General features: G+C 27.3%; 19 protein-coding genes. 15 read left to right on the top strand and 4 right to left on the bottom strand.

Annotation, left to right across the window (positions count from 1 at the left end; all coding sequences use genetic code 11):
- Nucleotide 1 precedes the first annotated feature (1 nt).
- Together hemB and hemL are read left to right on the top strand one after the other, a co-directional pair.
- On the top strand, nt 2-967 hold the full coding sequence (gene hemB / locus INR60_RS14955; RefSeq protein WP_194192303.1) for a porphobilinogen synthase: 966 nt from the start codon (nt 2-4) through the stop codon (nt 965-967).
- A 12-nt stretch (nt 968-979) separates the two neighbouring features.
- On the top strand, nt 980-2263 hold the full coding sequence (hemL, locus tag INR60_RS14950) for a glutamate-1-semialdehyde 2,1-aminomutase (protein ID WP_194192302.1): 1284 nt from the start codon (nt 980-982) through the stop codon (nt 2261-2263).
- A gap of 36 nt (nt 2264-2299) precedes the next feature.
- Here the strand turns inward: hemL and INR60_RS14945 are convergent, their stop codons facing one another.
- Nucleotides 2300-2461, bottom strand: a complete 162-nt coding sequence (locus INR60_RS14945) for a hypothetical protein (protein WP_194192301.1) — start codon at nt 2459-2461, stop codon at nt 2300-2302.
- A gap of 154 nt (nt 2462-2615) precedes the next feature.
- On the opposite strand from INR60_RS14945, the gene INR60_RS14940 reads away from it, so the two are divergent.
- The 4 genes from INR60_RS14940 to INR60_RS14925 all read left to right on the top strand — a co-directional run bounded on the left by INR60_RS14940 (nt 2616) and on the right by INR60_RS14925 (nt 5944).
- Nucleotides 2616-3092 carry a hypothetical protein gene (locus tag INR60_RS14940; RefSeq protein ID WP_194192300.1) on the top strand — a complete coding sequence of 159 codons (477 nt, stop codon included), beginning with the start codon at nt 2616-2618 and terminating at the stop codon, nt 3090-3092.
- A gap of 152 nt (nt 3093-3244) precedes the next feature.
- Nucleotides 3245-4300: an ABC transporter substrate-binding protein gene (locus INR60_RS14935; protein ID WP_194192299.1), complete on the top strand. Its 1056-nt coding sequence runs from the start codon at nt 3245-3247 to the stop codon at nt 4298-4300.
- Nucleotides 4301-4386: 86 nt separating this feature from the next.
- On the top strand, nt 4387-4956 hold the full coding sequence (locus tag INR60_RS14930) for a DUF3867 domain-containing protein (RefSeq protein ID WP_194192298.1): 570 nt from the start codon (nt 4387-4389) through the stop codon (nt 4954-4956).
- Nucleotides 4957-5059: 103 nt separating this feature from the next.
- A complete protein-coding gene (locus tag INR60_RS14925) occupies nt 5060-5944 on the top strand; it encodes a tRNA 2-thiocytidine biosynthesis TtcA family protein (RefSeq protein WP_194192297.1) in 885 nt (294 codons plus the stop codon).
- A 35-nt stretch (nt 5945-5979) separates the two neighbouring features.
- On the opposite strand, the gene INR60_RS14920 is transcribed toward INR60_RS14925, so the two are convergent.
- On the bottom strand, nt 5980-6837 hold the full coding sequence (locus INR60_RS14920) for a Cof-type HAD-IIB family hydrolase (RefSeq protein ID WP_194192296.1): 858 nt from the start codon (nt 6835-6837) through the stop codon (nt 5980-5982).
- A 148-nt stretch (nt 6838-6985) separates the two neighbouring features.
- Between INR60_RS14920 and INR60_RS14915 the strand changes: the two genes are divergently transcribed.
- The 4 genes from INR60_RS14915 (at nt 6986) to INR60_RS14900 (ending at nt 10238) form a co-directional block, all read left to right on the top strand.
- Nucleotides 6986-8320 (top strand): MATE family efflux transporter, encoded by a 1335-nt coding sequence (locus INR60_RS14915; RefSeq protein ID WP_194192295.1) that lies wholly within the window; start codon nt 6986-6988, stop codon nt 8318-8320.
- A 58-nt stretch (nt 8321-8378) separates the two neighbouring features.
- Nucleotides 8379-9143: a chitin disaccharide deacetylase gene (gene chbG, locus INR60_RS14910; protein ID WP_194192294.1), complete on the top strand. Its 765-nt coding sequence runs from the start codon at nt 8379-8381 to the stop codon at nt 9141-9143.
- A gap of 1 nt (nt 9144) precedes the next feature.
- Nucleotides 9145-9324 carry a DUF4250 domain-containing protein gene (locus INR60_RS14905; RefSeq protein ID WP_194192293.1) on the top strand — a complete coding sequence of 60 codons (180 nt, stop codon included), beginning with the start codon at nt 9145-9147 and terminating at the stop codon, nt 9322-9324.
- Between the two features lie 419 nt (nt 9325-9743).
- Nucleotides 9744-10238 carry an HdeD family acid-resistance protein gene (locus tag INR60_RS14900; protein WP_194192292.1) on the top strand — a complete coding sequence of 165 codons (495 nt, stop codon included), beginning with the start codon at nt 9744-9746 and terminating at the stop codon, nt 10236-10238.
- Between the two features lie 29 nt (nt 10239-10267).
- On the opposite strand, the gene INR60_RS14895 is transcribed toward INR60_RS14900, so the two are convergent.
- Nucleotides 10268-10969, bottom strand: a complete 702-nt coding sequence (locus INR60_RS14895) for a polysaccharide deacetylase family protein (RefSeq protein WP_194192291.1) — start codon at nt 10967-10969, stop codon at nt 10268-10270.
- Nucleotides 10970-11324: 355 nt separating this feature from the next.
- On the opposite strand from INR60_RS14895, the gene INR60_RS14890 reads away from it, so the two are divergent.
- From INR60_RS14890 to INR60_RS14870, 5 genes are all read left to right on the top strand, one after another.
- Nucleotides 11325-12590, top strand: coding sequence for a uracil-xanthine permease family protein (locus tag INR60_RS14890; RefSeq protein ID WP_194192290.1), 1266 nt, complete (start codon nt 11325-11327; stop codon nt 12588-12590).
- A gap of 144 nt (nt 12591-12734) precedes the next feature.
- Nucleotides 12735-14990: a sensor domain-containing protein gene (locus INR60_RS14885; RefSeq protein ID WP_194192289.1), complete on the top strand. Its 2256-nt coding sequence runs from the start codon at nt 12735-12737 to the stop codon at nt 14988-14990.
- A gap of 30 nt (nt 14991-15020) precedes the next feature.
- Nucleotides 15021-20261, top strand: a complete 5241-nt coding sequence (locus INR60_RS14880) for a GGDEF domain-containing protein (RefSeq protein WP_194192288.1) — start codon at nt 15021-15023, stop codon at nt 20259-20261.
- Between the two features lie 65 nt (nt 20262-20326).
- Complete coding sequence (locus INR60_RS14875) at nt 20327-20641, top strand: MSCRAMM family protein (RefSeq protein WP_194192287.1); 315 nt, start codon at nt 20327-20329, stop codon at nt 20639-20641.
- Nucleotides 20642-20702: 61 nt separating this feature from the next.
- Nucleotides 20703-21155, top strand: coding sequence for a dUTP diphosphatase (locus tag INR60_RS14870; RefSeq protein WP_194192286.1), 453 nt, complete (start codon nt 20703-20705; stop codon nt 21153-21155).
- A 19-nt stretch (nt 21156-21174) separates the two neighbouring features.
- Here the strand turns inward: INR60_RS14870 and INR60_RS14865 are convergent, their stop codons facing one another.
- The gene (locus tag INR60_RS14865) at nt 21175-23109 is read right to left on the bottom strand and encodes an ABC-F family ATP-binding cassette domain-containing protein (RefSeq protein ID WP_194192285.1); all 1935 of its coding nucleotides are present in this window, start codon (nt 23107-23109) and stop codon (nt 21175-21177) included.
- Between the last annotated feature and the right edge of the window lie 86 nt (nt 23110-23195).

Raw genomic sequence — 23195 nt, 5'->3', positions numbered from 1 at the left:
TTTGTTAAGACGTGGTAGAAGATTAAGAAGAAACGAAAGTGTAAGAAGTTTAGTTAGGGAGACTGTATTAACTCCAGATGATTTTATTTTACCTTTATTTGTAGTTGAAGGTGAAGGCATAAAAAGAGAAATAGAATCAATGCCAGAAGTTTATCATTATTCATTAGATAAATTAGAGGAAGTTATAAATGAAGTTTCAGATTTAGGAATAAAGGGAGTTATACTTTTTGGAATACCAGAAAATAAAGATTGTCTAGGTTCAGAAGCTTATAATGATTTAGGAATAGTTCAAAAAGCTATAAGAAAAATTAAAGAGATAAATAAAGATATATTAGTTATAACAGATGTATGTATGTGTGAATACACAGACCACGGTCACTGTGGAATTTTACACGGAGAATACGTAGATAACGATGAAACTTTAAAATATCTAGATAAAATTGCAGTTTCTCACGCTAAAGCTGGGGCTGATATGATAGCACCATCAGATATGATGGATGGAAGAGTTAGAACGATTAGGGAATCTTTAGATAAGGCAGGGTTTAAAGAAGTTTCAATAATGAGCTACTCAGCTAAATACTGCTCAGCATTTTACGGACCATTTAGAGTAGCTGCAAATTCAGCACCAAGCTTTGGAGATAGAAAAACTTATCAAATGGACCCAGCAAATAGAAGAGAAGCTTTAAGAGAAGTTTTTGAAGATATTGAAGAGGGAGCAGATATAGTTATGGTTAAACCTGCTATGTCTTATATGGATATTATTAGAGAAGTTAGAGATAATACTGATATGCCAGTTGCAGCTTATAACGTAAGTGGAGAATACTCAATGGTTAAAGAAGCTGCAAAAAAAGGTTTAGTTGATGGAGAAAGAATAATAATAGAGTTATTAACTTCAATGAAAAGAGCAGGCGCAGATATAATTATTACTTACCATGCCCTTGAAGCTAGTAAGCTTTTAAAAAGATAGGAGTTTTTAAGGATGAATAATCAAAAGATATTTGAAGAATCAAAAAAATATATGCCAGGTGGAGTTAACAGTCCAGTTAGATCATTTAACGGGATGGATATAAACCCTCCAGTTATAAAATCAGGTAAAGGCGTAGAAATAGTTGATGAAGATTTAAAGAAATATACTGATTTTGTTTTAGCTTGGGGACCTATGATACTTGGTCACTCTGATTACGATGTTGTAGAGGCTATCAAAACTGCATCAGAAGAGTCTATAGCTTTTGGTGCACCTACTAAAAGGGAATTAGAAATGAGTAAATTCCTTTGTGATAATTTAGATGCAGTTGAAATGGTTAGAATGGTTAATTCAGGTACAGAAGCTACAATGAGTGCAATAAAACTTGCTCGTGGATACACTAAAAGAGATAAAATAGTTAAATTTGCTGGCTGTTACCACGGGCACTTTGATGGTTTCTTAGTTGAAGCAGGTTCAGGAGTTTTAACAGAAGGAATTCCAGGGTGCCTTGGCGTTCCAGAAGGAAGTGTATCAAATACTTTAATTGGAAGATATAATGATTTAAATCAAGTTACAGAGTTATTTAAAAAGTACGGAGAAGAGATAGCTTGCGTAATTATTGAACCTGTAGCTGGAAATATGGGAGTAATTAAAGCAGAAGACAGCTTTATGGAAGGCCTTAGATCTTTATGTGATAAATATGGTTCACTTTTAATTTTCGATGAAGTTATGAGTGGATTTAGAGCTGCTTTTAAAGGTGCTGAAAGTTTATTTGAAGTAACACCAGATTTAATTACTTATGCAAAGATTATAGGTGGAGGACTTCCTTGTGGCGCTTACGGTGGAAGACGAGAAATAATGGAATATTTATCACCTTTAGGTGGAGTATATCAAGCTGGAACTATGTCAGGAAACCCTGTAGTTATGGCAGCTGGTATAGAAACTTTGGAAAAGCTTAAAGCTAATAAAGATACTATTTACCCTAAAATAGAAAAACTATCTAAAATGCTAAAAGATGGTGTATTAGAATTAGGTGAAAAATACAATGTTCCTCTTTCAGTAAATAGAGTTTGCGGAATGATGACTATTTTCTTTGTAGGCGGAGAAGTTAAGTTTTATGAAGATGTTAAAAAGGCAGATGAAGGAATGTTTAAAAGATACTTTAAGCATATGTTAAATGCAGGATTTAATATACCACCCTCACAGTATGAAGCTTTATTCTTATCTTCTTGTCACGAAGAGAAGCATATAGAAGGATTTTTAAAAGCTTTTGAAGAATTCTTAAAAAAAGAAAATTAAATAAAAGACGCACTAAGTTTAGTGCGTCTTTTACTTTTATAAATCATCTGCATCTTGTTCTTCTCCGTATCTAACAGTTCCTTCTTGAGAAAAAGAACTGTCACTTGGAGAGATAAATGTTCCATCGTTTGGAACTTTAGATTTAAGTTCGCTATCTTTGTTACAACTGCAGTTTTTTGTTTTCTTTTTGTTTTTCATAAAAAATTACCTCCTTTTGTGTTATGAAAATAGTTTGTACGAAAGGATTTACTATTATTCATAAAGTAAAAACATAAAGACAAATAAGGGATAATATGTTAATATAATGTAAAGGGTTAATAGTGCTATAAAGATTGTGGAGGGATTAGTTTTAATGAGTATTGAAATGATGATATATTCAGCTATCATGATGATAGGGAATTATGTATTAATGGGACTAGCTATATATAAAATAGCTACAATTCAAAAGCAAGAAAAACCTTGGCTTGCTTGGGTTCCAATAGGGAACGTATATATGTTAATTAAAATATCTAAAGGTAAGATGTGGTTTTTAGCCTCACCTATTATACTTTTCTTTGTTGCAGGGTATCAAAATGTTATAACACAAGTGATTACAATTATTGCAACTGTTGTATTTGTATTAACGTTATTATACATGTATAAAACTCTATGTGAAGAGTATGACGGTAGCTTTTGGATGCTTGTTGTAGGATTATTTCCACCTATTTTTTTCATTAACCTATACGGACTTTGGAAATTATATAAAGGTGCTGTAGAAACTGAAAAGAATCCAAATAAAAGAAAGATTCATTCAGAAGTTAGAATAAGAAAAAATAAAAAGAAGAAATAAAAAGTGGCTTTAGCCACTTTTTTTATTTTTGAAAATTAAAGGCAATATAAAGTCAAAAATAAATTATATGGTTTATTTTAAAAAGTTATTGAAAAAATAAATAAGTAGTATATAATTATCAAGGAATAATAATTATCAATAGGAGGAAAGATATGTTAAAAAAACATAAAATAATTGCCCTTTTAACTACAGTTTTTGTAGCTTCAACTATTTTTATTGGATGCAAAAAAGAAGCAGAACCTGTAACGTTAAATTTCTTTAATTGGGCTGAAAATATACCTCAGTCAGTAATAGATGACTTCACAAAAGAAACAGGGATAAAGGTTACACAATCTACTTATGCAGATATGGGAGAAATGTATACAAAACTTACATCAAACTCTGTAAATTATGATTTAGTTGTACCGTCTGATTATATGGTAGATAGATTAATAAAAGAAGATAGGCTTCAAAAATTAGATTTTAACAATATACCAAACTTTAATAAAATAGATGATAGTTTTAAGAAGACTTCTGTAGACCCTAAAAATGAATATTCAGTTCCATATATGTCAGGGACTATTGGGATTTTATATAATAAAAACCTAGTAAAGGGTAAAATTGATAGCTGGAATGATTTATGGGACCCTAAATATAAGGGTGAAGTATTTATGCTAGATGATAAAAGAGATGCGCTAGGGGCAACTTTAAAGAGTTTAGGTTATTCTTTAAACACAACTAATAAAAAAGAATTAGATGAAGCTTCAAAAAAGCTTAAAGAACTTAAAACATCAGGAAATCTTTTAGCTTATGGAAGCGATGATCTTTTAGATAAGATGGTAGCTAAAGAAGCGAGTCTTTGCGTTTTATGGTCAGGAGAAGGTTTAAACCTTTCTGATGAATATGATTATTTAGATTTTGTAGTTCCAAAAGAAGGGGCAGATTTTTGGGTTGATTCTTTAGTTATTCCAAAAAATGCTCCTCATAAAAAGGAAGCTGAGATGTTTATAAATTATTTATGCAAAAAAGATCCAGCCTTAAAAATAGCAAATGAAATAGGATATACAACTCCTCAAAAGGAAGCAAAGGAAGAGCAAAAGGATTCTATTAAAAATAATCCAAATGCTTATATGCCAAAAGAAATACTAGAAAAATGCGAAACTTATAAGTTTTTAGGTGATAAAGAAAAATTTTATGAAGAAGCTTATATGAATGCTAAAGATAATTAAATTAAGTTAAGCTATTCTCCATTGTAGTTTAGGGCTATTTTTTATATAATATAGAAAATAGGGAGAAGAAAAGGAGAGTGTTTATTATGTCAGATGAAAGAATTATTGATTTTAATGAATTAAAAAATAGAGTTAATGAAAAAGATATAGATAAATTTGAAGGTTATATGTATGATTTATTTTATAAAACTCAAACTGGAGCTATGAATATGGCTGACTTTACAAGAGAAATAACTAAATACATGCAAGAAAATAACGTTTCAGAGTCTAAGCTTCTCCAAATCCAAAAAAAGATGATGGAGAGATATGGATTCGACACATCTAATATGGAAGAAAGCTTAAAATCATTAGGGATTGATCTTAGTAATATCAAAAACTCAAACGAAGGATATGAAGATATCAGAAAAAAGATGAGCTTTAGAGATAAGTATAATGGAAAAATAACAGAAAAATTAAACGAAGAGTATTTTATAAATAACGATAGAAATGATGTAAGAATCATATTAGAAAAAGAGAAGGTAACTTTAATTAGTGAAAAAAATATTGATTTAACAGATAATGAGTTAAATGAATTTTTATGCTCATACAAAAAGATGTTTGAAGGTAAAACTTTAAATGTAAGTATTTCAGAAAATATAAAGATTTATGAATATTAGAAGGTAGATTAATTTCTGCCTTTTTTCTTTTTAAAAATAATTAATGTATAGTAGAATGTAATTAATAAAAATGATATAATAAATACTTAGATGAGGTGATTTAATGAGTAATATAGCGGGGAGATGCGAAAGGCTGATTCCATCAGAAGAAAAAAAACCTTTAAAAGAGATTGAAAGAAGTATAGTTAAAAAATATAGAAAACATCTTTGGTCTAAATTTGTAAAGGCTGTAAAAAAGTATGAACTTATAAAAGAAGGAGATAAGATTGCAGTTGCAATTTCTGGAGGAAAAGATTCACTTCTTATGGCAAAACTTTTACAAGAACTACAAAAACATGGACAAATAAAATTTGAATTAGATTTTATAGCTATGGACCCTGGTTATCATCCAGAGATTAAAAAACTTTTAATCGAAAACTGCGAGCACTTAGGGATACCGGTATACATATATGAATCAGGAATATTTAACGTTATAGATGAAAAGGCAAGTGATTATCCTTGTTATCTTTGTGCTAGGATGAGAAGGGGTTCTCTTTATGCAAAAGCTGAGGAGCGAGGCTGTAATAAATTAGCGCTAGGACATCACTATAATGATGTTATAGAAACAACTCTTTTAAATATTTTATATGCAGGAAACTTTAAAACAATGCTTCCTAAACTAAAATCAACAAACTTTGAAAACTTAGAACTTATAAGACCTATGTATCTTATAGAAGAAGAGTGGATAAAAAGATTTATTAATAATAGCGGAATTTGGCCACTTAACTGTGCTTGTATGGTTGCAGCTAAAAAGGTTGGTAATAAGAGATTTGAAATTAAAGAACTTATAGGAGAACTTAAGAAGAATTTTGATGGCGTAGATAAATCGATATTTAAATCAGCTGAAAATGTGTCTTTAGATTCTATTATAGGTTGGGAAAAAGATGGAGAAAAGCATTCTTATTTAGAATACTTTGACGACGGCTTTGAAATTAATAAATTAGATTAAAAAACTTTCCAAAGTTTAACTTTGGAAAGTTTTTTTTATAAGTGATAATCTATAGCATGAGCTACGCCATGATTATTATTATCTAAAGTAACAAAAGATGCTATTTCTTTAATATCTGAGTGTGCATTACCCATAGCTACACTGATTTTTGATTTTTTAAGCATAGATACATCATTAAAGTTATCTCCTATAGTCATTATCTCTTTAAGAGAAACACCTAAACTTTCAGCTACAATTTCTAGTGCGTTTCCTTTTGAACAATTTTCATTTATTATTTCAAAGTTATTTGTATTAGATGAAAAAATAGAAATACCAGGAATATCTCTAAAGGCACGTTTACCTTCATTTAGCTTATCTATATCAAAGGATACAGAAACTAAATTAAATACATCTTCATTTAACTTAAAAAATTCATCTAAAGAATCAAATTTGTGAATTTCAGATTTTTGCTCACTATTAAAAAAATTCAATAAATCATCTAATTCTTTTTCAGGAATATCTTTTTTTATCTTTGATTTATAAAAGTCAGCTATAATCCTTTCGTTTGAATCCTTTGGTTCAAAAAGCTTTGTAGCACCAAATAAAGCATAGTAATAATTATTTCTTTGAAGGAAAGGTAAAACCTTTTTTAAAACATCCTTATCTAGAGGAAAAGAATGAATTTCTTCACCGGAATAATTATGAATCATAGAGCCGTTAGAAGATATTATATATGGAATATCTAAATCAATATCTTTAAATATGTTTTTAGCGTCATTAAACATTCTTCCTGTAGCTAATACTATCTTTACCCCTTTTTCTTGTGCTTTTAATAAAGCTAATTTGTTTTCACGGCTTATCTCACTTTTTGAATTTAATAAAGTACCGTCTAAATCAGTTGCAATCAATCTCATAAAACCCCTCCCTAAATACAAGATAATATTACCAAAAAAATCATATTATGTATATAGTTGTGGAATTATTGAAAATATAAGTAATAAAATATATAATTTAGTAAAATAAAAAAGATAATTTCGAGTTTAGAATTATTTTGGAGGAAAGATGGATAAAAAAGTTGATTTACTAAAAGATGATTTATTTTCTCTTATAATTAAATATATGGTTCCTAGTATATTTGGAATGCTAGGGCTCGCTTCTTGCATATTTTTAGATACTATGTTTATAGGATGGGGAATAGGTAATTTAGGACTTGCATCTTTAAATATTGCAATTCCAACATTTAATCTTTTTAACTCTATAGGTGCAATTTGTGGAGTCGGAGGTGCGACTGCTTTAGCTATAAGTATAGGTAGAAAAAAGTATGAAAGGTTAGATGAAATATTTACATTATCTATTTTTATTGCAATAATCATTGGAATTTTGTTAACTATTTTTGGAACGGTATTTATTGATGATATAGTAAATATATTAGGGGCGTCTTCTGATACTTTTTTCTATGTTAAAAGTTATCTTTTAGTCGTTTTAAGTGGAAGTTTAGGATTTATATTACAAAATGCTATGAACGTATTTGTAAGAAATGATGGAAATCCTAAACTATCAATGTGGTCTATTATTTTTTCAAATTTAACTAATATAGTATTTGATTATATATTTATATTCCCATTAGATATGGGCATGAAAGGCGCTGCACTTGCAACTGTTATTGCACAGTTTGCAGGACTTTTTGTTTTATCTTTTCACTTTCTAAGAAAGAAAAATACTATAAATTTTAAATTTAAGAAATTAAAATTTAGATTTTTGAAAAGAATAATAACAAACGGACTTCCAAGCTTCGTTTTAGAAGTATCATCAGGTCTTGTAATATTTATGTTTAATATAAAAATTGGAGAGATAAGTGGGGATTTAGCCTTATCAGCTTATAGTATAATCGCAAATGTTGCACTTATATTTATTGCAATATTTAATGGCATTTCACAAGGGCTTCAACCTATTTTTGGAGTGAACTTTGGAGGAGGCAAAACTCATAGAGTTTTAAATTCTTATAAAATTGGAAGAAATATTACACTTCTATTTGGATTATTATTTTTCTTAATTGGATTTTTAAAGCCAGAGTGGATTGTAAATATTTTTTCTAAAGATACAGAATCTCTTATGGAAATTTCAGTTAATGGAATTAGAATTTATTTTATAGGTTTTATTATTATGGGGGTTAACATACTAAACGTTGGACTTTTACAAGCTATTGAAAAATCAAAAATATCAACTATTCTATCTCTATTAAGGGGGCTAGTTTTGATAGTTATTATTTTAAATTTATTTAGTAAATTTTTTGGATTAAATGGTGTTTGGATGACTATACCTATAGTTGAAGGAATAACTTTTATTATATCTACGTTACTTATAAAGAGAGATAGAGAAATATACGGCATAAATTAATAAAAAGTGATATAATTAAAATGATTACAATAGACAAGGGTTAGGAGAGGGATTATTTATGAAATTAATTATTAATGCAGATGATTTTGCACTAACTAACAAAGTTACAGAGGGAATTATAAAAAGCATAAAATCAGGTGTAGTTAGGGATACTACTATAATGGTAAACACTGATTCTTTTAATGAAAGCGTAAGACTCTCTAAAGAAAATGGTATTTTAAAAATGGGTCTTCACCTTAATTTAACTTGTGGAAAGCCTCTTTTAAAGAGAGAAGAAGTTAAAACTATCTGTGATGAGTTTGGAAATTTTTTTAGAAAACCAAGTCTTATTCCAAAGGATATAAATCTTTTAGAAGTAGAAAAAGAGTATAGAGCTCAAATTAAAAGGTTTAAAGAAAGTGGTTTAAAATTAAATCATATTGATTCACATCATCACACGTATATCTTTAATGATTCACTATTAGATATAGTAATTAAACTAGCACTTGAAGAAGGTGTTCCAATTAGATGTCCTTTAAATGAAAAGCTAGATTACATAAGAAAAAAGGGAGTTAAGACTCCAGATTATTTTGAAAAGAGTTTTTATGGAGATAGTTTAAACGCAGAACACCTTATAAAAAGAATAGAGGAATTAAAAGAAAAATATGATACAGTTGAATTTATGGTTCACCCAGCTATAGTAGATGAAAAGTTAAAAGAAATAAGCTCTTATAGCGCTCCCCGCGAAAAAGAACTTGAAATATTAACTTCAAAAGAAGTTAAAAATTATATAGATAATAATAATATAGAATTATGTTCTTTTGACATATTAAAGGAGGACTAAAATGGACGTTTTAAATATGGATCCAAATATTTTACTTAGTATTATAAATTTAAAGCTTAGAGATTATTATAGTAATTTAGATTCTTTATGTGAAGATATGGATATAAATAAAGAAATTTTAGAAAAAAGATTAAAAGAAATAGATTATATCTATGATGGAGATAAGAACCAATTTAAATAAAAGGAGTGATTTTTATGAATTTAAAAAAGACTGGGAAATTAGCGGTTTTATTAGCTGCAAGTACTGCATTAGTTGCAAGTTTATTAAATGATAAAAAAAGAAAAGAAGAAATGAATAAAAGTGAATAAATAAAAAAGACTTATCTTAAAGGTAAGTCTTTTTTTATTTGAAATTTAAAGCGTTTTTTATGTATTTATGAAAAAAAAAATTTACGAAGAATTAATGGGAATAAGTGTAAAAAACTAGAAATTTAAAGATAATGCTAGTAATCTAAAGCTTTTAAAGAATAAAAGATATGAACATCGTAATTTAAGGTTAAAAAGACAAATATTAAAGTAAAAGGGAATTTAAAACAAAAGATAAATGCTTAAAATTATTATATTATAAATATATAATAATTAAAGAAAGGAGAGAGTCTTATGAAAACAGGAACAAAGGCACTTTTTATAATAGAAGGGATTCTATTAGCAATTGTCGGAATTTTATTTTTTGCATACCCAGCAGAGTCATTAATTAATTTTACACAAGTAATTGGTGTACTTATAATTATTTCAGGGGTAATATCTTTATTTAAAGGTGGAGAGTTTGATAGAAGAGGATTATTTATACTTATGGGGATAATTAATATTCTTTTCGGATTATTATTAGCATTTAGCCCTATAACTTCTATAGAAGCTTTAGTATTGTATTTTGGTATTTGGTGCATAATTAGAGGAATTATCCTTTTATGTGGAGAATTTAAATACGGTTCATTTGGATTTAATATTAGGACTATATACACTATACTTTTAGTTGTTGCAGGTGTAGTTATAATAATATACCCAATCACAGCACTAATAATAACACCTTATATAATAGGAGTTTACTTTATTTTAACTGCTGTATTTGAAATAGGTTTAATGTTTGAATTATAAAATAAGAGCAGGTCTTAATTAGACCTGCTCTATTTTATGTAGTGGTATAATTCTTTAGTGTCAGAATTTATAGTTTTGAAGTTGTAGTTGTTATCTTTATAATATTTAATTATTTCTTTAAGGGCTTTAGGTGAATTTTTATTTGCAGTTCCTGAGTGCATTAAAAGAATTATTGAATCTTTTTTTGATTTAGAATTTTTTATAAATAAACTTTCATTTGCATTATAAAATTCTCCATCTTTACTATCTACATTCCAATCGTAGATTTTCAAGTTATTTTTGTGAAGTAAATCTACTAAAGATTCTTTTAGCTTATAGGTGTTATTATTACAGCCAAAAGGAAATCTAAGTGCAGTTGGTTTTATTCCTATAGTTTTATATATTAATTCTTGAGTAGCTAGCATCTCTTTTAAAAATTTATTGTTATCATTATAAAGGTTATTCCTTTCGTGAGTAAAACTATGAAGGCCTATACTATGACCTTCCTCATAAATCCTTTTTAAAATATCTTCTCTACCATTTATCTCTTTTCCTACTACAAAAAATGTTCCTTTAACTTCTTCTTCTTTTAAAATATCTAAAATTTCAGAAGTGACATTAGTTGAAGGACCGTCATCAAAGGTTAAATAAATCTCTTTTTCTTTTTCACTTAAGTTAAATACATTTAGGTCCATAGGAGCATTAAAAAAAATAGAGGTAAAAAAACTTAAAAATAATATAAAATATCTCATAAAATCTCTCCTTTAAATCAAATTTTATTTATTTTGCCCAAATTAAATTATAAATATATAAAAAAATATAGATTTATAATTTTTAATATGTTATAATTTTAAAAAATAAATCTCTTTAAATTAGTCCAGAGAGACTAGTAAGAAGTTAATTGTAATTTAGAAATATTTTAATATATTTCTAAAGTATTTAAATATAATTAATCTAAGTTTGCATGTAACTTCTTACTTTAAAGTAAGAAGTTTTTTATTTATAAAAATTCATTCTAAAATGGATTAGAATGAGACCTTTTAAATGCAGTCCAGAGAGGCTGACAAAGGGAGAGTAAAAGCTCTCCTAAAATAGGAGTGATATTATATGGAATTATTCGTAAAAGAAGAAACTTTAGAAAAGAGAAGTTTTAAAGAAAAGGTTATAAGAGGGGTGCTTGCACTTCAACACTTAATAGCTATGTTTGGAGCGACGGTTTTAGTACCGATGCTTACAGGGTTAGACCCGTCAGTTGCACTATTTACAGCAGGAGCGGGGACGCTTATATTTCATATATGCACAAAAGGTAAGGTGCCAGTATTTCTAGGTTCATCTTTTGCATTTATATCAGTTATAAATGCTGTAAAAGCAGATTATGGTGATTTAAGATACGCACAAGGTGGAATGTTAGTTGCCGGTTTACTTTTTGTAGTAGCATCATTTGTTATTAAAAAAATCGGTGTAGACAAAGTAAAAAGAATACTTCCAGCACAAGTTGTAGGGCCTATGATTATGGTAATTGGTTTAAATTTAATTCCAACAGCTATAGGAATGGCTCAAAAAGGTATACTTCTTGCAGCTATAACTTTAGGAACAGCCTTAATTATAAGATTCTTTGGAAGAGGGTTTACAAGACAAATATCTATATTAATAGCAGTCGGGGTAGGATATATTCTTGCACTAATTATGGGTTATGTAGATACAAACGCTATAGGGGAAGCCGCATTATTTGCAACTCCAAACTTTACATTACCTAAGTTTAATATAGGAGCAATAATGATAATTGCACCAGTAGTTTTAGCAGTTTTTATGGAACACGTAGGAGATATAACAACTAATGGAACAGTTGTAGGTAAGAACTTTATAGAAAACCCAGGATTAAATAGAACATTTTTAGGAGATGGACTAGCTACTATTATGGCATCATTCCTTGGGGGACCTGCAAATACAACTTATGGTGAAAATACAGGAGTCCTTGCAGTTACAAAAAACTATGATCCATCAATACTTAGAATAACAGCATTATTTGCAATCGGACTAAGCTTTATTTCAAAGTTTGGAGTAGCAATTAGAACAATTCCAGAACCGGTTATGGGCGGAATCAGTATTATGTTATTCTCAATGATAACAATAGTTGGACCAAAGACTATAAAAAGTGAAAAAGTAAAAATGAACTGGAAAAACATATTAGTTATGGGGTCTATAATATTTGTAGGGCTTATAGCACCATACTTAAATCCAATGTTACAAGAAAATTTCGGGTTTATAGTAGGAATAAATATTACAGATACAGTTTCAATTTCAGGTTTAAGTTTAGCTGCAATAGTTGGAGTAGTTATGAATTTAATCTTAAATGGAATAAATAAAAAATAAAAAATAAATTATAAAATATTACCACGCTTTTCGTAAGCGTGGTTTTTTTATATAAAGATTAATTAAATCAATAAACCAAATTATATATATATTTAATAAAATATGGTAAAATATAGATAAATAAAAGGGTAAAGTAGGGGTATTATGAAATCAAGATTTATATATAACAGAAAATATAAAAACTTTAAATTTCTAACTTGTGTTGTACTCGTAATTTTATTTTCTATAATTTTTAAGCTTAAAGATAGTGTTTATATATTGTATTCAATTCTTTTAGTATTAATAGTTGTGCTTAAAAATGAAAGGGTAGAATCGTTGTCAGAAAAGGAATTAGAGTTTTCACTTCACAAACAAAGATATAAATTAGCTATTGAGATTTTAAATGCTGCAATTTGGGAGTGGTATGAAGAGGAAGGGTTACTTTATATAAGTAGTAGACTTAGATCTATTCTTAAAACTGATGAAATAATAGATGATTTTAGTAAACTAAAAAAATATATTTATAAAGAAGATTACAATAGAGCTAAAGATATCTATGATAATTTTATTAAAGCTAAGAAACTTAGGAGTATTGAGTTTGAACTTAGGTTAGTAAGTTTAGAAGGTGAAATTATTCCATATAAAATAACTGGAAATGCGAAGATAGATGAACATGGTTCATATTTTATAAACGGAGTTGCAATGGATCAATCTTTTAGTAAAGAGCAGGAAAGAAAGCTAAAAGAAAGTGAAAAAAATTATAAAAGGGCACTTATGGGAACAAAGGATATAATGTTTTGCATAGATCCTGTTTCAAAAAAGATGACTCTAAACGGGAACGTCTATAACTTTTTTAAAAAAGAAGAGGCTGTGCTAAGTAAAGATGAACTTTTAAGTTATGTTTTAGAAGGAGATAGGAGCAAAATAAAAAAACTTTATAAGTCTTTAGATAAAAAAGAAGGCTCTTATTACGAAACTGAATTTAGAATTAGAGTAGAAGATAAGATTAAATGGGTAAATCTTAGAGGAAAAACATTTATAGAGGATGAAAAGTTTCTAATTTTTGGTTCTTTGAGTGATATAAGCGATAGAAAAGAAAAAGAAGATAAGATAAATTTTATGAGTTATTATGACGAAGTTACAGGAATTCCAAATAGAAGGTATTTTAATGAAAAGGTAAAAAGAAGAATAAGTATATGTTTAGAGAAAAAGAGAAATTTAGCTATAGTATTTATTGATTTGGATAATTTTAAATATATAAACGATACTTACGGTCATGATATAGGAGATGAACTTCTTAAAAATATATGCAATTCTATATATAAAATTATTGGCATAGATTCAGTTATGGCAAGATTTGGAGGGGATGAATTTGTTTTATCTATTGAAAACTTCAAAACTAAAGATGAACTAGAAAATATGCTAGATAGTATTATAAAGGTAAGTAATATAAAGGTATCTATAGATAATAGGAATATATATTGTACTTTAAGTATGGGTGTAACTGTACTTAGAGTTGATGGGTATGAACTTAAAACATTACTAAAGAAAGCTGATGTTGCTATGTATAATGCTAAATCTTTAGGTAAAAACCAATATAATTTTTTTGATCGTGATGTATCAGAGAAGATTGATAGAGAATTTAAAATTAAAGAAGGTTTAATACATGCTATAAAAGAAAGAGAACTTTACGGTATGTTACAACCTAAATATTATTCTAAAGATCAAACTATTGAAGGATATGAATATCTAGTAAGGTGGGAAAGTTCTGAACTTGGTATAGTCCCTCCTTTTGAGTTTATTCCTATAGCTGAAAGTTTTGGGCTTATAAATGAAATAGGGGAATATGTTATAGAGGATGCTTTTTCTATGATAAAAGAGTTAGTTAGCTTATCTAATAAGGATTTTAAAATAGCAATAAATATATCTGAAGTTCAAATAAGGGATGACTCTATAGTAAACTTTATTGAAAAGAAAATAGAAGAATATAATATTGATACAAAATATATAGAAATTGAGATTACCGAAAGCGTAATAATGAAATGTGCAGAAAAAAATATAGATACTTTAAGAAAGCTTAAATCACTTGGAATAACAATAGCTTTAGATGACTTTGGAACTGGATATTCCTCCTTAAGTTACCTAAGGGTATTACCTATAGATGTCTTAAAGATAGATAAAAGTTTTGTTGATTATATAAATAAAGAAAAGAAAAGTGAATATATAATAGAAAAAGTAATAGAACTTTCTCATAACTTAAATTTAAAAGTTGTAGCAGAGGGAGTGGAAACCAAAGAACAATTTAAGTATTTAAAAAATGTAGGGTGTGATTTGATTCAAGGGTATTATTTTTCTAAGCCAAAATCTTATGGCAAAATATTAGAAAATGAAAGAGAGATTATAAAAAAAGTTAACGTTTAACTGATGCTTGAAGGGTGAATGGTGTAAATTATGAGAGTTATAAATGGTAAATATAAAATAATTGATAAGATAAGAGAATATGGGGGAGTTTCAGAATATAAAGTATCTGATATAGAAAAAGATAATTATTTTACTTTAAGTATTTGTAATAATGAAATAATGAATTTGAATTTAAGGAATTATCTTTGTAAAAATTTTAAAAGTATAAGAAATCTAAATTGCATAGGTATTTTTAATATATTTGACTTAATAAATATTAATTCAATAGATGGTATAGTCATTGAAAATAAGCAGTATGGTTTTTTAAGCGAATACTTTTCAGATATCATAGATATTAACGATAGATTAAGTGTTTGCACTAAGGAAGAAAAGATAAAGGTATTTATGAAGATAGCTGCAAATTTAAATACTATAAATAGAAAAGGATATGTTTATAAAGATATAACTTTAAAAAATATAAAGATGGTAAGTTTAGATGATAAAAGATATATTATAAAACTACCAAGTGTGTTATCAGTTGAGCTAAACAATATGGAAAATCTAATTTTAGAAAATTCAAGTAATGATTTTAGAGAAAACATAATACTTGGAGAAAAAGAAAATAATCTTTTAGAGTTAATGAAAATCTATAAAGAGATATTTATTAATGATGAGATAGATAGAGAATTAGATAATATTATAAAGGATCAAATAAACGATAAATATAATATAGATAGATTTTATACAATAGATGAATTTATAACATTTATAAATAAAAAACTCGGTAAAAGATTCCCAAGATTTCATTATAAAAGTATAAATAAAATAATAGATGATATAGACGTTGCAGGCAGAAATATAGAAATAGATAATATAATGAAGAAGTTTCTAAATTCAAGTGAAAGTGGATTTAAATCTAAATTTATGATATATAACGGAGTATTAGGAACTGGTAAAACAAAGTTTTTAGAAGAAATAAAAGCGAGACTTAAATTTGTCTATAACATACCAGTTCTTCAGATTCCTAAAAAGAAAAATTTAGAAGAGATGCAAAAAACGAAAAAAGCTATAATAAGCGAAGTTTATAGAGTTTTAAATATAGATATAGGGGATAATATATCAAGGTTTGTAGATAATTTAAGTAATAAAAATGAAGATTATAATTTAGAAGAAACTCGAATAAATTATCAAATAATGAATGATGGAATTAAAATACTTGAAAAATACACTAAAAACTCAAAAGTAGTGATTTTGATAGATAATTTAGAGAAACATAATATGTTTTTAAAGATGTATGTAAAGCATTTAGCATCTAATTTAAACAGAATAAATAATATTTTAGTTATAGCAACTATTGAAAGCTATGAAAGAGATACTGAACTTGAAAGAATGGTAGGTAGTTTAAAATCAGAAGTTGATATATCAGAATATAAGTTAGATCTATTTAATGAATATTATACTAGAGACATGGTATCTAAGATGTTAAATAGTAATAAAGATATAGATAAAATTTCAAAACTCATACATGAAGAGAGCCTTGGAAACCCAGGTATGATTTCAGAGAGAATAAGGGATTTATTTTCTAAAGGAAAGCTTTACGTTTCAGGAAAAACAGGATATTGGATAAGTGATTTTGGAAGAGAGATTGAAAGGATACCTAAAAGGTTTGAAGTAGATTACAAAGATAAGTTAAATATAATGGAGGAAGATGAGTTTTTAGTTTTAAAAAGACTCTCAACATTTAATTTTCCAATATCAGAGGAACTTATATTAAATGATATCTTACCTAAAAAAGAAGAATATGTTTATGCATATTATAGAATTAAAGAAGAAAATATATTAATTCAAAATTTTACAGATTTAGGTGTTACAATAGGATTTAAAGATTATTTTTATAAAAGAATGATTTATAAAAATATTGATAAGATTGGAAGAAAAAAAATACATAGACAAAACTTACTTTGTTTAAAAAGTTATGAAAATAGCAACAATTATTATATAGAGGAAGTTATATATCAGTTAGAACAAGCTGAAGAATTTGAGTCTATGGTTGAAAAAGGATTAGAGTATGGTGAAAAACTATCAAAAGAAGGTGATGAATCTAAAGCTATAGATGTTTATAAAAATATATTAACGCACACAAAAGATAAGGAAAGATGCGTTTTATGTTATAAAATAGCAGCTCTATATAGAAAGGTTGAATATTACAATGAGTCATATACATTTTATAGTGAGTCGAGAAATTTAGCAAAAGAGTATAAACTTTTAGATATTGAAATTAAATCTATAATATTCATGGCTTATATTCAAATAGAAAGAAGGAGATTTGAAAAGGTAAGTGGACTTTTAAACGATATAAAATATCTTTTAAATGGGTATGATTACCCTTTAGGTAAAGCTTATGTTTATTATATTAAAGCATTATATATGTATAACCTAGGGCTTAGAGAAGAGGCTTCTGATATCTCTAAAATAGGTTTAGAAGTTATAAAAGGTGATGGACTTGAAGTAGTTAGGGCTAGGTTATGTTCATTTTTATTTAGATATAATATAGAGTCTTCTAGAAATGAGAGAACTTTAAAAGATATGGAATATTGCTTAGATATATTTTTAAAAAATGGTGACTGGCAAGAGTATTTAAGCGCTCTTATAAATACGGGAATATATTTAGCTGAGGTATCTAGGGATTTTAAACAAGCAGAAAGTATTTTTAAAAGGGCAAACAAAGAAGGAAAGAGCAGAAATATTATAAGAGTTCAATTTAAGGCCCTTATTAATTTATCTCATTTAAAAATTTATGAAGGTGATTATAAAGAGGCTGAAAATCTTACAGAGGAAGCTATATCCCTTATAAAGTCTTCTAAAGTGTTAGAAAATTATATACTGGTTGCGTACTGGAACCTTATATATATTTCAGCATTATCAGGTAAGATAATTAGAATGATAAAGCTAAGAAAAATGGTAGAAGGGCAAGAAGATATAAACAAATTAACTAATAGGTATGTGATTAATTTAGAATTAGTTAAATCTAACTACTACTTTTATTTAGGAGACTTTGAAAAAGCTAGATTGGAAGCTAAAAAGCTTTCAAATGGGGAGAGCCTTAATACAGTTAGTAATATTTTATATAATTTAAAATATAAATTAATGCAAATAACAGAAGAAACAGATGAAGAGGAAATAATTGAGACCGTTAAATCAATTATGAACTTAAAAGAAGATGAAACCTTAAAAAGGATAATAGCTAGATATTTTTCAGAAGTAATAGTAAATTTATATAAATTAAATAGGATTGACTTGGCAAAGAAACTTATAAGTATAATCGGAAGACACTCTATAGATATAACAACACTTGATGAAGCTAAGTATGTAGAAATTCAATTTGTTTATAGAGAATATGGACTAAATACTTTAATAAATAGAGCACTTAGGATAATTGGGTTTACTAAAAGTGAAAATGATAAATTAAATTTAAATTATATGATTGGAAAGTGCTATGAAAATATAGGCTCAAGTAGAAAATCAATTTATTATTACTACGAAGCTTTTGTTATTGTTTCTAGAAGGATAAATAGTATTAATGAAGGTAAGCTTAAATTTATAAATTTAAAATCTAATCTAAATATATTTAATTCTTTGACTTTATGTATCAAAAATGTTTTAGGAAAAGATTTTAAGATAGGTAAGGTAGAGGAATTTAGAAGCCTTAATGACTATTATAAATTTATAAATGAGATGAGTGTAAATAATCTATTTAAAATAAATAACTTTAGAGAAACGGTAATAGAGGATTATCAAAATACTTATTATAATTATAATAACGATATTAAATATGTTTTAAATTCATTTAGTGATAATATTTTAAACAATATAGAATTGATTTTAAAATATATTGCAAATAAAACTTTATCTACGTCAGCACTTTTAACTTATAATGATTTAAATGGAGAAAATAAAATATTAGCTTCTTATAGAATAAAAGAAGAAAAATTTTTAGAAAAGAGACTAAATAAAAATATAAAGGTTGATGAGATAATAGTTAATGAAAATAGTTTAACAGAAGATACAATAGGAATGGAACCACTAGATGATGATATAAAATCTTGCCTTTATATAAATATAAAAAGTAAGATAGGAAGTAGAAATAAACACGTAGGGCAGCTTTTAGTTTTAGCTGATAAAGCTATAAATAACATAAACTATGAAAGCAAAAAAGAGATAAAAGAACTTGAAGCTGTATTAATATTTTTAATTGAACAATATAAAATTAATCTAGCATCAACTAGAGACAAGCTTACAGGTGCATATAATAGGGCATATTTTGAAAAAGCATACTCTGATATTATTGATTATTCAAATTATAAAAATGCACATTTTTCTTTAGTTATTTTTGATATTGATAATTTTAAGGGTGTTAATGATAAATATGGCCATCCAGTAGGTGATGTAGTTTTAAAAAACATTTCAGATATAGTTAGCAAAAATAAAGCTAAAGACGATATTTTTTGTAGGTATGGGGGAGAGGAGTTTGTAATTATACTTCCTTTAAAAGATGAAAAATTAGCCTTTAGTCAGGCTGAACTTATAAGACATAAAATAGAAGAGGCTGATATTTTAAAAGGAAAGAGAGAATTAACTATAAGTCTTGGTATAGCAACATACAATGTCCATTCTAAAAACAAAAACGATTTAATTAAGATGGCAGATGAAGCTTTATACGAAGCTAAGAAGACAGGGAAAAATAAAGTTAAGGTATGGGAAACTGAATTTAGTAAACAATCTGAATACAATGACAAACTTGCAGGTATACTTACAGGAAATGCGGCTTATGATTATGATAAAGTTTCCTCTATGATTGAAATGTTAAATATAACAAAGAGTAAAAATGATAAGATAACTAAAATCTATGAGATGATGAAAAAGTTAATCATTAAGACTGATTCTACGGAGTCTTATATATTCTTTGTAGAACACGATAGAATTTTGGATATGAAAAGGGTAGTTAAAGATTTTGAAGGCTTTTCTGAGATTGGATACTTTAATAAAGACATAATAAGAGAAGTTAGAATAAATAGAGAAGGGATATATACTATAGACTGGGAAGAAATAAAAGAAGTAGGTTCTTTAGAAACTATTCCAAAGTGGCACTCTATTTGCGTGCTGCCTCTTATAAAAGGTGAAAAACTAAAAGGTATTTTATATTTTTCAGCACCAGCTTATATAAAAGAATTTGATTTTAAAGATTTTAATTATATCCAAACACTTTCAGATTATATATCTATTTTATTATAACGTATAACAAAAAAACCTCCTTAAACATAGGCTATATAGTGCTTAAAATTTAAGGAGGATTTTTTATGGTAAGCGAAAATAAAAATTACGGAAAAATAAAGGTTTATACTGTTTTAGATTCAGTAGATGGAGAAAAACTTAAAGGAATTAAAATAAATTTATATAGAATAAACGGTGTATCACCTAGTTTAGAAGAAAGCAAATTTACAGATGAAAATGGATACGTAGAATTTACATCTATCCCGGATGGTAATTATAGAATTATAGAAATTATAGATAAAAAGAAGTTTTTAAAGCCTTCTTATAGAAAATGGAATGAAGTTAATATTTCTAAAGTATTAAGAGAAACTGAAATATTTATAATAAATAAAATTCGATAATATTAAATATTTTTGTTATACTTTAATAAAAGTTTTAATATAGAGAAGGAATTGATACAAGATGGAAATAAGAATAAAATATTTTGAAGGCGCAGTTAGACTTAAAAAAATAGCTAAAGGAAACTGGATAGATGTATATGCAAATAAGGATATGTTCATAAAAGAAGGTGAAAGGGCTATGATACCTTTAGGTTTTGCGCTAGAATTACCAAAAGGTTATGAAGCTCATTTAGCACCTAGAAGCTCAACATTTAAGACATGGGGAATAATTCAAACAAATAGTGTTGGAGTTGTTGATGATACTTATATTGGGGATAATGATCAGTGGCATATGCCAGTTTTTTGTCTTCAAGGAAAAGATTTAAACGAGGACGTTAAAGGTACATTTATAAAAAGTGGTGATAAAATAGGTCAATTTAGAACTATGGAAGTTATGGGAGATATAGAACTTTTAGAAGTTGATTCTTTTGGAAATGAAGATAGAGGTGGCTTTGGAACTACTGGGAAAAAATAATAGGAGCTAAACTTAGCTCCTATTCTTCATTTAATAATTCTGTTAGTTCTTCCCACTCATTATATAGTTTTTCTATTTTATTTTGAGTTTCTAAAATTTCATTATTTACCCTTACAGACTCAGAAGGGTTTGAATAAATTTCTTCTAAACATAAGCTATTAGTTAAGTTATCTAAAGTTTCTTCACTTTCTGAAATTTCCTTTTCAACTTCTCGTAGCCTAGTTCTCTTTACTCGTATTTCTTTTTGCTGCAATTTTACTTTTTTCTTTTCCTCTTTTAATTTTGTTTTAGTTTTCCCACTTTGAATTGCATCTAAAGTTTCGTATCTTTGAGGATTTTCTTTTTTATCTATATAATAAGAGTAATTTCCAAGATATTCTGATATTCCATTTTCTTTAAGTTCAACTATCTTATTTATTACCTTATTTAAAAAGTATCTATCGTGTGAAATTATAAGCATGCTTCCATCGTACTCTAAAATAGCATTTTCTAAAGCTTCCCTAGAAATTATGTCTAAATGGTTTGTAGGTTCATCAAGAAGTAAAAAGTTTGATTTTGAAAGCATAAGCTTTAAAAGATTTATTCTACATTTTTCTCCACCACTTAAAGTTCCTATCTTTTTAAATACATCATCACCTGTAAATAAGAATGAGCCTAGTGCAGTTCTTATGTGAGTTGTAGTAAGTTCAGGGTATGTATCCCAAATTTCATCTAGTATGCTTTTATCAGGGTCTAAGTAAGCTTGCTCTTGATCGTAATAGCCTATTTCTACGTTTGCACCTAAAACTACGCTACCTGAATCAGCTTTTATTTTATTCATGATTATATTTAATAAAGTAGTTTTGCCTCTACCATTTTCACCTATTAAAGCTATCTTCTCTCCTCTTTTTAAATCAAAATTAACATCGTTAAAAAGGTGAGTGTTTCCAAAAGACTTGCTTAATTTTTCTACATGCAATACATCATACCCGCTTTTAACAGTCGTATTAAAAGATATTTTAGAAGCTCCCTTTTCTTTATCAGGGGCATCTAGTTTTACCATTTTTTCAAGCGCTTTTTCGCGGCTCTCAGCTTTTCTAATGCTTTTTTCACGGTTAAAAGATCTAAATTTTTCGATTATTTCTTCTTGTCTTTTAATTTCTGATTGCTGAAGATTATAAGCTTTTAATTGAGTTTCGTAGTCTTTTTTTCTAAGGTCAAGGTATTTAGTATAAGATGCGTTATAACAGTTAACGTGGCCGTTTATAACTTGAAAGGTTCTGTTAGTTACAGCATCTAGGAAAAATCTATCGTGGGATATTAAAAGAAGAGTTCCTTTATAAGAGTTTAGGAATTCTTCAAGCCATTCGATAGCTTCTAAATCTAAGTGGTTTGTAGGTTCATCTAGTAGTAGTATATCAGGAGATTGAAGTAGTAATTTACTTAATGCAATCCTTGTTTTTTGGCCTCCACTTAAATTTGTTATACATTTATTAAAATCTTCTTCTAAAAATCCAAGCCCTTTTAAAACTCTAGATATTTCACCTCTAAATGTATAACCACCTCTATGTTCATAAAGGTCTTGAGACGTTGTATATTTTTTTATAAGCTCATCGTGGTATGAAGAATTGCTTTCATCATACGGTTCATTAAGCTTTGTTTCTAAATCCTTTATTCTTTCTTCAAGTCTAAGTAAATCAACAAAAACTGTAGAAGCTTCTTCGTAAATAGTATTAGAAGTCTCTAAATTTAAGTGCTGATCTAAATAACCTAAAGTCTTATTTTTATCTAAAAATATTTCTCCATCATCAAAAGAAAGTCTTTTTGCTAATATTTTAAATAGTGTTGATTTACCTTCTCCGTTTGGTCCGATTATACCAACCTTATCACCTTCGTTTACAGCAAGAGTAACACCTTTTAGAATTTCATCTATTCCATAGCTTTTTTTTATATTTTTACAACTTAAAACTATCATTTTTATCCTCGCTTTATCCTTTTCTTAAGTCTTTAACTTCTATTATACTATGTAAAAAAATTCTTATCAATTTTAAGAACAATAAA

The sequence above is a fragment of the Clostridium chrysemydis genome (assembly GCF_015234215.1).
GTDB lineage: Bacteria > Bacillota > Clostridia > Clostridiales > Clostridiaceae > Clostridium > Clostridium chrysemydis.
Note: the sequence above shows the minus strand (reverse complement) of the source record. Positions and strands in the feature narration are given on the sequence as shown.

Coding starts and splice junctions, on each gene's coding strand:
- INR60_RS14940 (WP_194192300.1), top strand. CDS start 2,616: ATGAGTATTGAAATGATGATATATTCAGCTATCATGATGATAGGGAAT.
- hemL (WP_194192302.1), top strand. CDS start 980: ATGAATAATCAAAAGATATTTGAAGAATCAAAAAAATATATGCCAGGT.
- INR60_RS14905 (WP_194192293.1), top strand. CDS start 9,145: ATGGACGTTTTAAATATGGATCCAAATATTTTACTTAGTATTATAAAT.
- INR60_RS14945 (WP_194192301.1), bottom strand. CDS start 2,461: ATGAAAAACAAAAAGAAAACAAAAAACTGCAGTTGTAACAAAGATAGC.
- INR60_RS14885 (WP_194192289.1), top strand. CDS start 12,735: ATGAAATCAAGATTTATATATAACAGAAAATATAAAAACTTTAAATTT.
- INR60_RS14895 (WP_194192291.1), bottom strand. CDS start 10,969: ATGAGATATTTTATATTATTTTTAAGTTTTTTTACCTCTATTTTTTTT.
- INR60_RS14920 (WP_194192296.1), bottom strand. CDS start 6,837: ATGAGATTGATTGCAACTGATTTAGACGGTACTTTATTAAATTCAAAA.
- INR60_RS14930 (WP_194192298.1), top strand. CDS start 4,387: ATGTCAGATGAAAGAATTATTGATTTTAATGAATTAAAAAATAGAGTT.
- INR60_RS14925 (WP_194192297.1), top strand. CDS start 5,060: ATGAGTAATATAGCGGGGAGATGCGAAAGGCTGATTCCATCAGAAGAA.
- INR60_RS14900 (WP_194192292.1), top strand. CDS start 9,744: ATGAAAACAGGAACAAAGGCACTTTTTATAATAGAAGGGATTCTATTA.
- INR60_RS14880 (WP_194192288.1), top strand. CDS start 15,021: ATGAGAGTTATAAATGGTAAATATAAAATAATTGATAAGATAAGAGAA.
- INR60_RS14865 (WP_194192285.1), bottom strand. CDS start 23,109: ATGATAGTTTTAAGTTGTAAAAATATAAAAAAAAGCTATGGAATAGAT.
- INR60_RS14870 (WP_194192286.1), top strand. CDS start 20,703: ATGGAAATAAGAATAAAATATTTTGAAGGCGCAGTTAGACTTAAAAAA.
- INR60_RS14935 (WP_194192299.1), top strand. CDS start 3,245: ATGTTAAAAAAACATAAAATAATTGCCCTTTTAACTACAGTTTTTGTA.
- INR60_RS14915 (WP_194192295.1), top strand. CDS start 6,986: ATGGATAAAAAAGTTGATTTACTAAAAGATGATTTATTTTCTCTTATA.
- INR60_RS14875 (WP_194192287.1), top strand. CDS start 20,327: ATGGTAAGCGAAAATAAAAATTACGGAAAAATAAAGGTTTATACTGTT.
- INR60_RS14890 (WP_194192290.1), top strand. CDS start 11,325: ATGGAATTATTCGTAAAAGAAGAAACTTTAGAAAAGAGAAGTTTTAAA.
- chbG (WP_194192294.1), top strand. CDS start 8,379: ATGAAATTAATTATTAATGCAGATGATTTTGCACTAACTAACAAAGTT.